Origin of the sequence: Acinetobacter lwoffii, from assembly GCF_029024105.1 — a bacterium.
Lineage (GTDB): Bacteria > Pseudomonadota > Gammaproteobacteria > Pseudomonadales > Moraxellaceae > Acinetobacter > Acinetobacter lwoffii.
Genome location: NZ_CP118963.1, coordinates 1214671 through 1230856 on the forward strand (window position 1 = coordinate 1214671; position 16186 = coordinate 1230856).

The 16186-nt window shown below is 45.0% G+C and carries 13 protein-coding genes; 10 read left to right on the plus strand and 3 right to left on the minus strand.

The features are described from left to right. Nucleotides 1-172 precede the first annotated feature (172 nt). Nucleotides 173-2302 (plus strand): beta-propeller fold lactonase family protein, encoded by a 2130-nt coding sequence (locus PYW33_RS05805; protein ID WP_004645434.1) that lies wholly within the window; start codon nt 173-175, stop codon nt 2300-2302. 53 nt (nt 2303-2355) lie between these two features. Here the strand turns inward: PYW33_RS05805 and PYW33_RS05810 are convergent, their stop codons facing one another. Continuing rightward, nucleotides 2356-3873, minus strand: a complete 1518-nt coding sequence (locus PYW33_RS05810) for an acetyl-CoA C-acetyltransferase (protein WP_004645433.1) — start codon at nt 3871-3873, stop codon at nt 2356-2358. Nucleotides 3874-4113: 240 nt separating this feature from the next. On the opposite strand from PYW33_RS05810, the gene PYW33_RS05815 reads away from it, so the two are divergent. The 5 genes from PYW33_RS05815 to dnaX all read left to right on the plus strand — a co-directional run bounded on the left by PYW33_RS05815 (nt 4114) and on the right by dnaX (nt 10630). Beyond that, on the plus strand, nt 4114-5505 hold the full coding sequence (locus PYW33_RS05815) for a 3-oxoacyl-ACP reductase (RefSeq protein WP_004645432.1): 1392 nt from the start codon (nt 4114-4116) through the stop codon (nt 5503-5505). Between the two features lie 157 nt (nt 5506-5662). Next, a complete protein-coding gene (locus PYW33_RS05820; RefSeq protein WP_004645431.1) occupies nt 5663-6517 on the plus strand; it encodes a MaoC family dehydratase in 855 nt (284 codons plus the stop codon). Between the two features lie 59 nt (nt 6518-6576). Beyond that, complete coding sequence (locus tag PYW33_RS05825; protein ID WP_004645430.1) at nt 6577-7842, plus strand: serine hydrolase domain-containing protein; 1266 nt, start codon at nt 6577-6579, stop codon at nt 7840-7842. Nucleotides 7843-7920: 78 nt separating this feature from the next. Beyond that, on the plus strand, nt 7921-8364 hold the full coding sequence (locus PYW33_RS05830) for a copper resistance protein NlpE N-terminal domain-containing protein (protein ID WP_004278816.1): 444 nt from the start codon (nt 7921-7923) through the stop codon (nt 8362-8364). A 133-nt stretch (nt 8365-8497) separates the two neighbouring features. Next, entirely contained in the window at nt 8498-10630 is a 2133-nt protein-coding gene (dnaX, locus tag PYW33_RS05835) for a DNA polymerase III subunit gamma/tau (RefSeq protein ID WP_004645429.1), read from the plus strand. An 8-nt stretch (nt 10631-10638) separates the two neighbouring features. On the opposite strand, the gene PYW33_RS05840 is transcribed toward dnaX, so the two are convergent. Both PYW33_RS05840 and PYW33_RS05845 read right to left on the minus strand, forming a co-directional pair. After that, entirely contained in the window at nt 10639-11073 is a 435-nt protein-coding gene (locus PYW33_RS05840) for an acyl-CoA thioesterase (RefSeq protein ID WP_004645428.1), read from the minus strand. Between the two features lie 44 nt (nt 11074-11117). Next, nucleotides 11118-12278, minus strand: a complete 1161-nt coding sequence (locus PYW33_RS05845; protein WP_004645427.1) for an iron-containing alcohol dehydrogenase — start codon at nt 12276-12278, stop codon at nt 11118-11120. Between the two features lie 120 nt (nt 12279-12398). Between PYW33_RS05845 and PYW33_RS05850 the strand changes: the two genes are divergently transcribed. Genes PYW33_RS05850 through PYW33_RS05865 form a run of 4 tightly spaced genes read left to right on the plus strand, consistent with a single transcriptional unit; the run spans nt 12399 to nt 16133 of the window. After that, nucleotides 12399-12905 carry a low molecular weight protein-tyrosine-phosphatase gene (locus tag PYW33_RS05850; protein WP_004645426.1) on the plus strand — a complete coding sequence of 169 codons (507 nt, stop codon included), beginning with the start codon at nt 12399-12401 and terminating at the stop codon, nt 12903-12905. 3 nt (nt 12906-12908) lie between these two features. Next, a complete protein-coding gene (gene murB / locus PYW33_RS05855) occupies nt 12909-13949 on the plus strand; it encodes a UDP-N-acetylmuramate dehydrogenase (RefSeq protein ID WP_004645425.1) in 1041 nt (346 codons plus the stop codon). A 1-nt stretch (nt 13950) separates the two neighbouring features. Then, complete coding sequence (locus PYW33_RS05860) at nt 13951-15090, plus strand: YdcF family protein (RefSeq protein WP_004645424.1); 1140 nt, start codon at nt 13951-13953, stop codon at nt 15088-15090. Then, complete coding sequence (locus PYW33_RS05865; protein WP_004278806.1) at nt 15090-16133, plus strand: alpha/beta hydrolase; 1044 nt, start codon at nt 15090-15092, stop codon at nt 16131-16133. The genes PYW33_RS05860 and PYW33_RS05865 overlap by 1 nt, the downstream gene beginning before the upstream one ends. Nucleotides 16134-16186: the final 53 nt, after the last annotated feature.

The following is a 16186-nucleotide window of genomic DNA, read 5'->3' on the forward strand; positions in this document are numbered from 1 at the left end:
AATATTCAGCGATGAGGACTTGATCAAGTCCTCATTTTTTATGCTCGAACCCAACTGAAAATTAAGCTATAAGACTTTGATTTTTTATTTTAATTTTTAAATTTATTGGGGAATTCAATGTTATTTAGACGAGTGACCTTGTCAGTGTCCATCGTGTTGCTGATGTCTGGTTGTGGGGGGTGGAGGAGGTGAGAGCAGTACCTCACAGCCGACGCTTCCCGATCCCGTAATTTCACCAGGTACGGGAGAGCAGCTGAGCAAAATTGCAGAGTTTAAGGTTCTGGATGTAGGTTCGGAATTAACAGCAGGGAATTTCGGTCTGAAAACCTGGAATCCCACCGCCATGGTGGTAAATGGCGATGTCCTTTATATTGCCAATAGTCAGGCCGAATCGAATATTTTACGTTATGACTTAAAACAAAAACGTGCACTCAGTGCGATTGATCCTATGAAAATTTCGGGTCTGGCCAAAAAATGGGACAGTCTGAATGATCTGGAAATTCATGCAGGGCGTTTGTATGTGGCCAATTATGGCTCGAACCGAATTGATGTTTTAGATATTAGTAGCGAGCAACCGAACTTCATTATGGCACTCGGTACAGGTGTGTGGTGGGGCGATGCGCTTAATTATGCGCTGGTACATAGCAATGCGGTGACTGCTGACGACCGTTATGTGTATGTGCCTGATATTGAAGGCCGCATTAATGTCTGGCGTCAAAGTGATGTGACGGCGCAGAACCATTTAAAAGCCAGGAAGTTTGCACGGCTCAGCTTACCGGGCTGTGCACGTAACTGTAATGCCCGTATGCAAGTCATGGGGAATTATCTGTATACCAGCTTGCCGAATGGCACAACCTATGTTCACGATATCAATCAGATTCAGGAAAATGGAAATAATATTGCGCCCATTTTAACAGAAACGAATTTGTCGGCAGTCATGCATCGTCATAACGATGGCTTGGTCTATGTGTCACGAAATGATGGCACTGTAGAAAGCTACCGGGAAAAATCCTTTAACTTGGAGTCTATCTTATCCAGTAAAAGTGTAGATACTTTCCGAGATTATATTTTAAAAGGGCAAACCCAGAACAGCCGGTTAGCCAAGGCAAGTGATCTTTATATTTATGGTCAGAATCTGCTGCATATGGCCAATCAGAAAATTCATATTCTGCCAATGCTGACCCTGCAACAGAATAAATCGACTCAACTCAGTCCACCTGTGATATTAACCGAATCTAAGGCACGCGAGAGAAGCCGTGTCTTACAGGATGGTGAATCATGGGAAACCTTGACCAATAGCAGCCAGCGTCATGTTTATATGAACCAGATTTTATCGGCAACACTGAATGGCAACCACCTGCATGTGCAAAGTTACAGTGCTGTGCCTGTACGTGATTTGCAGATTCGTGCCAAGATTAAAAACTCAGAAGACTGGGTGATTCTGGCTAAGCTGGATCAATTGACGCCATTTTCAAAGGCAAATTTTGATCTCAAGTTGACCGATCAATCCCGTTTCCCTTTGCTAGATGGCACAGGTTCGGTCCAGCTGGCAGGTCTGAGTCAGACCACGCAAAATCCAAGTAATATTTTTGATCTGAAAATTAGCTCTGAGACTGATGAGCATGTCAAAAAGCTGAACCAGATTAAAGCCAAATGGAAAATTTATTTCGGTACTTATGATGAGCGAAATAAATGGTGCCGTATTACGCCGGTCTATGCCCGGGAATGGGTCATGATGATGACCAATCTGGCCTATATGCTCAGTACTCCAGAATTTGAAACCTTATGGTTTAACCATAAAGCGGTCATGGGACACGATTTTTTTGGCAATGATGGTCAGGTAGAAGGGCCGAATGGTTTCTTTCAGCCAGAAGATTATGTCCGGATCTATCGGGAAATTCTTAACCGCAATGAAATTAATCTTGGCATTACCAATATGGGTGGTGGTTTAGGTGGTGGAGCAGTATTAGGAGTAGATACTTGGTTATTCTATGGCCATTACAGATTATCTGGTTATCGAATTATTGCACATGAATTTGGTCATCATTGGGGCGGGCATAATAGTGCCTGGGCCATGTCGAATTATGGCTTTGAAGCTATGGTCGATTGGTTAAACTTCTATTTCCAGCGCCGTCCAGGCTCAATTCCTTATATGGACCCAAATGCGAATGCTTTCCACCTAACACCCGACAGCGCGCTTTGTCAGGGTGTGAACCAGAATATGGTGAAAGGTGTGGCATCGACTGCACCGTGGAACAAAGTGGATGAATATTTTAAAAATAACCCGATGCCAAATCCCTAAAACATAAAAAATCCCCTCATTTGAGGGGCTTTTTAATTGGATCGGTCAACAGATTATTTTTCAATAATCGCCGTTACACCTTGACCACCGGCTGCACAGATCGATACCAGTACGCGACCTGAACCTTTCTGGTTAATCAGTTTTGCTGCTGTCGCAATGATACGACCGCCAGTTGCTGCAAACGGGTGACCGGCAGCAAGTGAAGAGCCTTTTACGTTCAATTTTGCACGGTCAATTGAACCTAATGGTGCATCCAGACCTAAACGCTCTTTACAGAATTTCGGATCTTCCCAAGCTTTCAGCGTAGACAATACTTGAGATGCAAAAGCTTCATGAATTTCATAATAGTCGAAGTCTTGCAGTTTCAGACCTGCACGTTCCAGCATACGCGGCACGGCATAAGCAGGCGCCATCAACAGGCCTTCTTTTTTCTCGACAAAATCAACTGCGGCAGTTTCCTGGAAAGTCAGGTAAGCCAATACTTCATGACCATTTGCCTTCGCCCATTCTTCAGAAGCCAAGAGCACGCAAGAAGCACCATCTGTTAGCGGCGTAGAGTTACCTGCTGTCATGGTACGTGCATCACCTTTACCAAAAGCAGGTTTAAGTTTTGCCAGCTTCTCAACTGAAGAGTCTGGGCGCAGGTTGTTATCACGCTTAAGACCCAGGAATGGCGTGATCAGGTCATCAAAGAAACCTTCTTCGTATGCTGCAGCCATTTTCTGGTGTGAAGATGCAGCTAGCTCATCTTGCGCTTCACGGGAAATACCCCATTCCAGTGTGGTAATTGCCTGATGATCACCCATAGACAGACCTGTACGCGGTTCACCATTTTTTGGTGCATCCATCAGGTCTTTCACATTGATTTTGGTCAGTGCTTTCAGACGGTCTTTTGCAGTTTTCGCAATGTTTAGCTCAAGCAGTGCTTTACGTAAACCATCACCAAAAGCAATCGGCGCATCGGAAGTTGTATCTACACCACCTGCAATGCCCACTTCGATTTGACCTAAAGCAATCTTGTTGGCAACAAGAAATGCCGCTTGCAAACCGGTACCACATGCCTGCTGGATGTCATAAGCAGGCGTTTCAGGTGCAAGGGCAGTATTTAGTACACATTCACGGGTCATATTGAAGTCACGGCTGTGTTTCAGTACTGCACCCGCAACCACTTCACCTAAGCGTTGACCTTGCAGATTAAAGCGTTCAACTAGGCCGTTCAGGGTTGCTGTAAACATGTCAGTATTGGATGCCGTAAAGTAAGCACCATTAGAACGTGCAAATGGAATGCGGTTACCACCGATAATCGCAACGCGGCGAACTGTATTTTGGCTCATGTTTGGTTCCTGTAGAACAGAAGTCTGTGTTGTAGAGATTAAATCTTTTTCAGATGAAGTCGTATTTTTGGCACGGGCAGGTGTGCTCCGTGTACGCGAGGTTTTAGTCGGACTTTTTTCTGTCCCAGTGGCTGTGTCAGTATTTTTAGTGCTACGCTTGGTGCGCGTTGATGGTTTTGACACAGTTTCTGTCGCAGAGTTCTCGACTGCTGGATTTTCTTGAGTTGTTTTGCTCATAAGGCTTTACCAGGCAAATAGATCGTCTTCTTGGTGTTTACATTAGCATAGAAGAGGATAGGCTGTATTGACTACAATGACATTACAGACTGCGCTCAGGTCAAGTCATCTGCCTATTATCTCAAGTATGATTGGGCGGAATCTGGCGGATCTATTGAAATATATGTGTCTGGCATCATATTGAAGTTTAAGGGTAACTTTAGATCAACCAAAAATTAATTTGTATGAGAGATAATAAACATGACTGATCAGTACCAAACTTTTGCAAAATCTCCTATTGGTAAATTTGTCATTAAAAATTTGGGTCTGCCATCCCCAACTTCTTTAGAGCGTTTTGAGTCTGCTACACCTGTAGTCAAAGGTGCAGTATTGTTTGGAGCAGCACCGGCAAGTACCTTGACTGGTGCTATTGCTCAGGTTCTGGCAAATATTCATGCCAATAGCTATGCAGGTAACAATGCTGAATTACAACAGGCTGCTGCATCAGCTGGACTGAATCTGGGTGCATTTAATCCAGGCGATAAAGAATCAAAATTCAAAGTTGTCATTTTTGATGCTTCAGGAATCGAAAACTCAGAACAGTTAAAATCACTTTATGATTTCTTCAACCCGATTGCACGTCAAATCCAAAGTTCTGGCCGTGTCGTGATTGTAGGAACTACGCCTGAAACTGCTAAATCAGTCAGCCAGTCCATTGCTCAACGCGCACTGGAAGGTTTTGTAAAATCTGTGGGTAAAGAGTTTAAAAAGGGAATTTCAGCGAACCTGATCTATGTAGATGCTGGTGCTAAAGCAAATCTTGAGTCTGCTTTACGTTTTGCAGTTTCTCCACGGTCTGCCTATGTTTCTGGTCAGGTGATCCGTGTTTCACCTGCTGAAAAAGTGGATGTGGACTGGACTAAACCATTAGCAGGCAAAACTGCTGTAGTAACCGGTGCGAGCCGTGGTATTGGTGAAGCGATTGCTCATGTATTGGCACGTGATGGTGCACATGTCATCTGTCTGGATGTTCCGCAGCAGCAAGCGGACCTTGATCGTGTAGCCGGTGAAATTGGCGGTTCAACTTTAGCTATTGATATTACTGCTGCAGATGCAGGTGAGAAAATCAAAGCGGCAGCAGCTGAGCAGGGTGGTCTGGACATTATTGTGCACAATGCCGGTATTACCCGTGACAAGACTTTGGCCAATATGAAGCCTGAGCTATGGGATCTGGTGATTAACATCAACCTGTCTGCGATTGAACGTGTAAATGACTATTTAATCTCCAACGATGGTCTAAATGCCAATGGTCGTATTATCTGTGTATCCTCAATTTCAGGCATTGCAGGTAACCTGGGTCAAACCAACTATGCAGCGTCTAAAGCGGGTGTGATTGGTGTGGTGAAATTCACAGCACCAACTTTAAAAAATGGTATAACCATTAATGCCGTTGCACCGGGCTTTATCGAAACACAAATGACGGCTGCGATTCCATTTGCGATCCGTGAAGCGGGCCGCCGTATGAATTCGATGAGTCAAGGCGGTCTACCTGTCGATGTTGCAGAAACGATTGCAATGTTTGCTGCTACTGCATCAACAGGTTTAAATGGCAACGTGATACGTGTATGTGGTCAAAGTCTTTTAGGGGCTTAAAGCATTCAAATTCTCTCTTGCGCTTTTATTGAAGCTCAGGGGGAGGATTTAGGAGAGGGAGATTAGGGGCTTTTTTTAGCCCTCTCTCTAACTCTCTCCCAAAGGGAGAGAGAACTCCACTCATATATAAATGAAAAGAATATTTTAAAGGTTCAGTATGAATACGCGCCATTTTAGTCAACTTCCAAAACCTTATTTAGCCTATCCAAAAGTGATTCAGGGCTTGATTTTTAAAAAGCCGAAAGCTGAAAAAGTTCTACCGCAAGTTGAATATGTGGTGGATTCATTCAAGGTCGATCAAAAACATTTGAAAGCTTATAATGAAGTCTGCGGTTTTAAAAATAATGGTTATATTCCAGCAATCTATCTGACGGTGCTTTCACAAAGTCTGCAAATGCACATGATGACTTCAGAAGCATTTCCATTTCCGATCTTGGGCTTGGTACATATCCGTAACCAAGTGAAGCAATACCGTAAAATTGGCGTCAATGAAACCTTGACCCTATCATGCAAATTTGGCGAATTGCAGCCGCACGATAAAGGCGTGCAGTTTGATTTCATTACTACAGTCAAAGTGGGAGGCGAGGTCGTAGTTGAAGCATTGACGACTTATCTGTCACGTCAAAAGACCAATGCTAAAGCTGCTGCAAAACCTGCAGAAAGCCAAGCGCCAGAATATATACTCAATAATGAATGGAACATCTCGGAGAATACTGGTCGTCGTTATGCCATGACCTCAGGCGACTTTAACTTGATCCATATTCATGCAGTCACAGCGAAAGCTTTTGGTTTTAAACAGGCGATTGCACATGGTATGTGGAGCAAGGCCAAAGCACTGGCGAATCTGTCATTGCCAGATGCTTATGAAGCTGATGTCTGGTTCAAGTTGCCGATGTACTTGCCATCTAAAGTTGAGTTCCTGACGGCACAGGCAGCCAATGATACAGATTTTCTGATACGAAGCAGTAAAAATCAAAAACCACACGTCACCGGCCATATCAAAGCAATTTAAATCTGAATCAAAAGCCTAAACCCGATTTAGGCTTTTTCATTTTAAGGGATCAATATTCTATGGATAGAATGATGCAGCCAATTAAAGATTATCTGTTTGCTGATCAGCATAATTATCAGGGCAATGTCGATGAGCGTTTCAGTGACCTTGCCCGTCAGTTTAGCCGTTTGCAGGATGCACGTACCGAACAGGGTGGTGCCGCACTGGTGGTATATTTTGAGGGGCAAAAGGTCGTCGATATTTATACCGGTAAAAAGTCTGTCACTGAAAACTGGCAACCGGATACCATGTCGCTGTGTTATTCCACAGGTAAAGGTGTGCTGGCGACTTTGGCGCATATTCTGGTCAGTCAAGGTTATCTGGATTATGATCGACCGGTTGCAGAATACTGGTCTGAATTTGCACAAAAGGGTAAAGAAAATATTACTCTGGCACATATGCTCAGTCATCAAAGTGGCCTGTTTGATATCCGTAATATGATTGATGATGCCACTGAAATGGCCGACTGGTCGCATATGCTGGACCGGATTGCGACAGCAGAACCACGTTTTCAGGTTGCTACAGATGCCGCTTATCAACCGCTGACCTTTGGCTGGCAGGTGGGTGGTGTACTGGAAAAAGCAACAGGTAAAAAACTGGGTGTACTGATGAAGGAATATCTGGTTCAGCCATTACAATTAAATGGCGCCTATTTCAGCGTGCCGACGAATGAGTTGGCTCGGGTGGCCTTACCTATTTTAAAGCCTAAGGTAACCAAGTCTCAAACACAGACTTCGAAAAAAACCACACCAAGAAAGCCGAACCTGATGGAGCGAGCCTTGGTCTTTAGCGGGCAGGATCCTCAGGATTTTCAGGATGGCATGATTCCCAAAGGCATGAAGAAATTCAGTTTCTTTAGTGAGGCAGGTCTAAAAGCGATTATTCCGTCTGCCAATGGAGTATTTACCGCAGAGAGTCTGGCAAAAATCTATGCCATGCTGGCCAGTCGTGGTGAATGGCAAGGACAGCAACTGATTTCGCCTGAGATGTTCCAACGTCTGAGTCAGGTGCAATACAAAACAAGAGATCGGGTCATGCCTTTACCGATGCACTGGCGCTTGGGTTACCACCGTGTTCTCACTTTAGGAAAAGCCTCTAAAGGTTTTGGTCATATGGGCTTTAATGGCTCTGGTGCCTGGTGTGACCCTGAACGGAATTTAAGTTTTGCCTATACGCATAATTTCCCGACAGGTTCATTAACCGGAGATTACCGTCTTTGGGGCCTGACGCAGGAAACCTTGCGCTGTGCGGATGCGGTACTGACCGGCCGCAAAGGCTGGCGCTAAATATCCCTGATTTGGGAGTTTAGCCCGTCAGACAAATATGCTATTTTGTCGCGCAGTCCATGGCTATGGTGTGAAGTAATGAAAAAAGTGCTGGTGATTCCTTTGGTCGCAAGCAGTGCGTTGTTCGGATGTCAGGATCCGAATCAGCCGGCTGCAAAAACGGTGATGGAAGCCAAAGCTCAGATTCCTGCCTGGGTCGGGAGTTATCAGGGCACGACGCCATGTATGGGATGTTTTTCAAGTTGTGAAGATTGTCCAGGCATGGCAGTGGCCTTGACCTTGAATGAAGATCAGACCTTTACTTTACAGCGTGAAAGTTTAAGTGGACATAATGAAATTGAAACGATGAGCGGGCAGATTCGGTTTCAGGATGAATCACAACAAAAGATTGAACTACTGAATGTCGATACCCGAAATCTGCTCTATGTCGATCTGAAAAAGCATGTTCTGGAAATTCGTGAAGATCAAACAGGCAAACGCTACCAGATGCAAAGTGACTTTATCCTGTTTGAATCCGTCTAATTTTAAAAAAGCATCTGTTTTATATCCCTTTTTCAATGATTTTGATCAAGGGATTTTTATTCTTTATAAACCGGCATTCATTTCACTATTTCATAAAAAAACAGTATGCTTAGACCTGTAAAAAGGAGCATACATGTATCAAGTACTTGCGCGAAAATACCGTCCTCGTAATTTTAATGAATTGGTGGGGCAAAACCATGTATCACGTGCTTTAACCAGCGCGCTCGAACGTGGTCGTTTGCATCATGCCTATTTGTTTACAGGAACACGTGGTGTCGGAAAAACCACGATTGCACGTATTTTGGCGAAGTGCTTGAACTGCGAAACCGGTATTACTTCGACCCCTTGTGAGGTGTGTCCGACGTGTACCGCAGTCAATGAAGGCCGCTTTATTGATTTAATCGAAATCGATGCGGCATCCCGTACCAAGGTCGAAGATACCCGCGAGCTGCTCGACAATGTTCCTTATGCACCCACTCAAGGCCGTTTCAAGGTCTACCTGATCGATGAAGTGCACATGCTCTCCACGCATTCTTTTAATGCGCTGTTAAAGACGCTGGAAGAACCACCGGAACACGTCAAATTCTTGTTTGCGACCACTGATCCGCAAAAACTGCCGATTACCGTAATTTCTCGCTGTCTGCAATTTACTTTGCGTCCATTGGCAGTCGATGAAATTACCGAACATCTGGGCCATATTCTCAGCAAAGAAAGCATTCAGTCTGATCAGGATGCCATCTGGCAGATTGCTGAATCTGCGCAAGGTTCATTACGTGATGCCTTGTCTCTGACCGATCAGGCGATTGCCTATGGTCAGGGTGCGATTCAGCATCAGGATGTTAAAGACATGCTGGGGCTGATTGACCGTACTATTATTTATGATCTGATTCTGGCGATTCACCAGAACCAGAAAGCGCAGGTGAGTCAGTTATTGCTGCAGTTCCGTCAGCAGGCTCTGGATGTTTCGCTGGTTTTAGATCAGTTGATTTCGACACTGCATGAATTGGCCTTATTGCAATATCTGCCGGATTTAAGCCTGAAATATAGTGCTGAGATCAATCAAAAGATCATGCAGTTATCCGGCCTGATTTCTGCTCAGGATCTACAACTTTATTATCAAATCGCCTGTAAAGGACGTGCTGACTTGCAACTCGCCGTCACCCAAGAGCAAGGCTTTGAGATGACGGTGCTACGCTTACTGGCATTCCGTCCCTTACAGCCCAGCGAAATTCCGGTGATGCAGGAGACTGCACCGCAACACGCAGCGCCCCATACCACACGCCTACAGCAGCCCGTTCAGACACAATTGCAATCTGAATCAGTAGAAACACAAGCATTTGAAGCAGAACCGGTATTTGATGATTTTTCTCTGGACGATGAGACGGATGAGGAGATTGATGCCGCATCAGCGTCTGAACCCTCTTCGGATGATTTTTTGGATGAAGATGAGCCAACCAGCATCCATGCACCTGAGCCTGTTCAGGCGGTAATTGCTCAGACAGCTGTTGAGGAAGTCCAGTCTAAAAATCAGATTGTGTTTGATCCAAATGACGACAAAGGCCTATTTGGTTTTGATGAAATCGAGAGTATTCCAGAAGCACCGGCTACCAGCAACAGTTCAGATGATTTCCTGCTTGAAGAGTTTATTCCTGCAGATGCTGTCATCCCTAGTGAGCCAGTACAAGACCTCATGTCTGCTGATGAGGAATTTAGTCTTGCTGCACCGGAATTAGAACTTTCACAGGAATCGATTGCTCAGCCTGCTCTTGAGAATACAGCGCCGGTTCAGCCAGTCGCACAGACAGCTTTGTTGGAAGATATTTCTCAAGATGTAAATACGCAGAATCTGATGCCACAGGATATTCTGAAAATACCTGAACAAGCCTTGGAAGGTGAGTGGAGCGTAGAAAAATGGGAATACTGGTTCCGTAACAGCCAGCTTTCTCCAGCGGTACAGGAACTGGCGCAGTATGGCGTCATGACTGGCCAGATGAATGGCGAATCCATTTTCCATATTCCTGAACAGTACCAGCAGTTGTTGACCCAGTTGCAACATCATCTGGAAGCTGCTTTGCAACAGCAATGGCCGCAAACCAATTTCCAGGTGAAATTTGAAAATGTGGACCAGTTAACGCCATATACCATGCAGCATCAGCGTAAGGCACGTGCCTTTAAACGTGTCGAAGAATTGTTACATGCTGAACCGGCTGTACGTGATCTGCTACAGCAGTTTGACGGTGAACTGCAAAATATTCAGCTGAAATAGGCTGGATGTTAAGTCACAACAAATCGAGATAAAGCATCCCGCATTTCAACTGGAATCGGGGTGCTTTTTCGTGTCTCACGATCGACAAATACATGGACAAAATTGCCTTGTGCAGCGGCTGTATCCGAGTTGCGTTTAAAAATAGCCAGATCATAGCTGAGCGATGAATTTCCCATGCTTTCAATGGCTACGCCCACTTCAATAATTTCCGGATAAGACAGTTCCTGATTAAACTGACAGTTGGAGCTGACGACCAGTCCAATCATGGGTGAATATTTTGGGTCAAAAGCAGCTTCCTGAATCAGCAGGGCATTGGCGGCGGTATCAAAATAACTGTAATAAGTCACATTGTTGACATGGCCGTACAGATCATTGTCTGCCCAACGGGTTTGAATGGGCAGGAAAAAAGTATAGTGTTCACGCTGTTTGATGGTGGCTTTCATCACTATTCAGTCCTCAGCTAGATAAGGCTTAGGTGGAAATTGATCTAGGAATAGATCGCCTGATAAATCTGATAAGCATCCTCCACCTTGAGTTCACGTGGATTATTCTGCAACAGCCGGCTTTGTTGCATCGCATCTTCTGCCATGACCTGCAGCATATCTTCCGGAACATTCAACTGATTTAGTTTTAGAGTCAAACCGCTTTGCATCAGATGATTATTAAAATGATCAATAAATAGATCGGTCAGGCCATCATGACAACCTTTACTGCGGGGATCCAGCCAGGTCATTAATTCCGCATAGAGCTGTTTAGCCACTGGCGCATTAAACTTTAATACTTCAGTTAGAACCAGTGCATTGCTATGCCCGTGTGACAGGTGAAAATGTCCACCAAGCGGATAAGCCAGCGCATGTACAGCAGCGACCGGTGCATTGGCAAAGGCTTGTCCAGCCAGCATGGAACCAATCAGCATATTTTGACGCGCATCTAAATCATTGCCGTCTTGCAGCACGCGCTGCAGATTGGCATTCAGTAATCTTAAAGCCTGTTTGGCCAGCATATCCGAATAAGGATTTTTCTTGTGTTTTGAGGTATAGGCTTCAATGGCATGTACCATGGCATCAATGCCGGTGGCGGCAGTGATCTGTGCCGGAAGATTTTGGGTAAAGGTTGCATCCAGAATGGCAATATCTGCATAGAGAATGGGCGCGACAATGCCAGTTTTGGTCGTTTCACCTGTGGTGACAATCGAAATCGGCGTCACTTCCGAACCTGTTCCAGCGGTGGTCGGTACCAGAATTAAAGCTAAACGCGGTCCGGTAGCATTATCAACGCCATACAGATCGGACAGTGTCTGATGCTGCTCGGGATGCGCCAAAATTGCAATGAGTTTGGCCACATCCATCGAGCTGCCACCACCAAAGCCCAGCACCACATCAATATTTTCCTGTTTTGCAAAAGCCGCCGCTTCAAGCACCACTGTATCGGGCGGATCGGCCTGAACATCCGAGTAAATCACGTACTCCAGCCCGGCAGATTCAATAATATCAAGAAGCGGCAGATGTAATTGCTGCTTCAGCATCCCCGGGTCAGTCACTAGCAGAAGACGTTGATAACGGCCATTTTTTAGAATTTTAAATAATTCCTGAATCGTGCCTAGTCCGGCAATGATATTGGGGACGGTTTGAAACTGAAAACGATTCATGGCGATATCCTTGATTTTTTTATTGCAAATACGAGATTATTCTATGGTTGTAAGATAGGAATCAGTATATAAATAACTTAACATAAGAATCCTTAAAATAAAGTAGCTCTGAGGTTGTTTATGTCATCCAGAACGCCATACAAGGTGTTATGTGTTTGTTTGGGAAATATTTGCCGCTCTCCCACGGCAGAAGTTGTACTCAGACATTATTGTGATGAACAGCAACTGAACATTGTAGTCGACTCTGCTGGAACCAGTAATTATCATCCGGGCAAGGCACCGGACTTGCGTAGCCAGAAGCATGCACTAAAACGTGGCTATGACCTTTCAGCACTTCGCGCACGTCAACTTATTCCGCATGATTTTATTGATTATGATCTGATTCTGGCGATGGATCTGGAGAATTTATCCAATATCCAGAACATACAGCGTCTGGCAGAAACTCAGTTTGGTCATGTACGTGCACGCGTGGCATTGATGAGTGAACATGATCAGACCTATCCGAAACAGGCCTTACCCGATCCCTATTATGGCGAAGCGGATGGCTTTGAACGGGTGCTTGATCAGTGTGAGTCCAGCAGCCAGGCTTGGATTGAGATTTTTAAACAGAATTTACACAAGGTTTAAGCGATGCAGATTCAAACCCAGGTTCAACTTAAACCTTTTAATACCTTAAATTTAGAAGCAGTTGCTTCATACTATGCCCAGATTCAATCAACTGCTGACCTGTTGGCTGCACTGGATTTTGCGGAACAGCAGCAACTCCATGTGTTGATCCTGTCAGGTGGTAGCAATATGTTGTTGCCGGAGCAGATTGATGCACTGGTTCTGCATATGGATATTCAGGGCATAGAAATGCTGGATGCTGATGATCAGTCGCAGCGCTTACGTGTGGGTGGTGGACAAGGCTGGCATGACTTCGTGCTCTGGACTACAGCACAAGGTCTGTATGGTTTACAAAATCTGGCCCTGATTCCTGGGCGTGTTGGAGCTTCTCCAGTACAGAATATTGGCGCTTATGGCGTTGAAGTCGGAGAATTCATCGATTCTGTTGAGGTCTATGACCGACAATTGAAACAGTTTGCTTCGATTCAGGCAGCAGATTGTCAGTTTGCCTACCGGCATAGTATTTTTAAAGATGATCCCAATCGTTATGTGATTACCCATGTGACTTTTAGATTACTTAAACAGCCAGATTTGAAACTGAATTATGGTGATCTGAAGACTGCGGTCGGTGATCAGCTCACAGCAGAAAACTTGCAGCAACAGGTCATCCAGATTCGTCAGAACAAATTACCTGATCCGCAAGAATTTCCCAACGTGGGCAGTTTCTTTAAAAATCCGGTGGTTGATCAGGCGGACTTTGACCAAATTGCTGTATCTTTCCCGAATTTACCCCATTACCAGCAAGCCAATTCTCAAGTTAAACTGGCAGCGGGCTGGCTGATTGATCAGGCGGGCTGGAAGGGTAAACAGTTGGGGCCTGTCGGCATGTTCCACAAACAGGCATTGGTCTTGGTGAATTATGGTCAAGCCTCTCTCACCGATGTCCGTAAAACGTATCGTGCAGTACAGCAATCGGTTTGGGAGAAATTTAGTCTGATGCTTGAACCTGAACCTGTATTGTTCAATAAAAATGGCTTGATCCGTTCTCATCAGGAAGAGGAATAACATGAAAAACACCCATTGGATGGTACGTTTGCTACAAATTGTCACTGGACTGTTTGTGCTATGCGGCTGTCTACTGGTGTTGGTTTATACGCCTTTTTACTCAAAAATGATCGTCAAGGGCTTAAACCAGTTTGTCTCCCTAGAGTTAAATGAAGTCGCGGCCCAAAGCCAGAAAATGGCAGCGCTCAGTGAACATGAAAATCTGGAACCTGGCTCTGATTTGTGGATTGCCCGTCAGGCTTATTTAAAGGTCATGGAACAGGATATCCAGCAAAATAACTCAGCTAACCTGATGCTGATTCAGGCACGTTATAAAGCGCTGCAGCAAGTAATTGAAGAATATCAACGCGAGCAGCAGGATCAAAAAGCAGAGCAAAGTCCGCCCGCTCAGGTGCCGTTATTGTCCTCACAGGAAGATGCAGAACCAGCCGATCCGACAGCCAATGTCCGGGAATTGCTGGAGTGGGACAGTAATGAAAACAAGGAACGCATTGAGCAATATATGGAGTTTCTGACGACGCATCCGCTGGAACAAGGCGAAGCCAGTTCGGTACAGGAAACCGATGGAGAGGAAATCCAGCAGGACTTGGCTTTACTACAAGAGCAACAGCAGGCTAAACCGGCGAATAGCTCTCAGCCTTATGCTATTGTGGTATTGGGTGGTGGCTTAACTCTAGATGAGCAGGGTAAAGAAATTGTCGTCAATAACTATACGCGACTACGTCTGGAAACTACGCTGGCAGTAGAGAAACATTATCAGTTGCCGATTGTTCTGAGTGGGGTCGAAGCACCGTATATGCAGCGCTGGTTAAAAAATCATGGTGTCGATGCCAAATTACTGGAAGATCGCAGCATGAACACTTGTGAAAATACCCGTTTCAGTTCATTACTATTACAAAAGAAAGGCGGAGCGCCTACAGTGATTCTGATTACGGATCGTTATCATATGCCGCGTACCCGCCGTTTATTTGCGTTAAATGGTATACAAACCATTCCGGTAGAAGCGCCGATGCCAACGCCATTGACACGATGGCGTCCAAGTGCACAAAATTATGATCACAGTCGTCGTGCCAATTATGAAATGTTGGCGACCATGCGCGATATGTGGTTTGGATCCAGTGACTGTCGGGAGGTGCCATAATGTCTGATATCCCATTTTTAAATCCCACCATTCTGAAACAGCTGGATTTACCCATTCCGAGTCGGGATGTTACGCCTCAACTCTTGCCACCTTTAAACCTGAATCGTAGTGATGAACCGCCGATTGATCTGCAGTCCTATCGAAAGCTTTATGGTTTTGATTTACTGGACTGCAAACACTGGCAGGGCTATGTACAGATGCCATTATTCAAGTTGCATGTACAGGTGTTTGAACCGAATCTGGAAAATACCCGCTTTGACAAGATTCAGGGAACTGCTTTTCTGTTGCATGGTTATCTGGAACATAGTGGCATTTATCAGCCGATTGTCAAAGAGCTTTTAGAACAGGGTTTTAGTGTGTTGACCTATGATCTGCCTGGACACGGCCTGAGTGATGGTTCACCTGCCAGCATTCAGAATTTTGATCATTATCAGCAGGTTTTACATGCTGTACATCGTTATGTGCAGCACGCTTCACAATTACCTAAACCCTGGGTTGGCATCGGGCAGAGTACTGGCGGTGCGATCTGGATGCACCATTTACTGGAGTTTGCGGAACGTCGTGAAAATCCTTTTGTTGAACGGGTCTTGCTATTATCACCATTGATTCGTCCAGCTAAAACTGCCTGGTGGCATAATTCGGTTGGGCTTGGCATTATTAGCCGAATCAAACGTGAAGTTCCCCGACATTTCAGACGCAATAACCATAATCCGGAGTTTCTGCGTTTTATCCGGCTTAAAGATCCATTACAACCGCGAATGATGGGCATGGACTGGATTTTAGCGATGTCACGCTGGATGCTGGAAATGGAAGCGCGTCCGGCTTGTCGTATTCCAGTCTGGCTCGCCCAAGGTGCACAGGATCAGACCGTAGACTGGCGTTATAATATCGAATTTATCCGACGTAAATTCCGGCTCCAGACTTTGCTGATGCTGGAAGAAGGTTCGCATCAGTTAATCAATGAACGTGCTGATATTCGCGCTGCATTGACGGGTTTGATTCCTGCCTTTCTGCATGCACATGGCAGCAAAACTTATTATTGATAGATTGAATATTTAAAAAGGCGTTTATGAAAACGCCTTTTTTAGTTTTAATG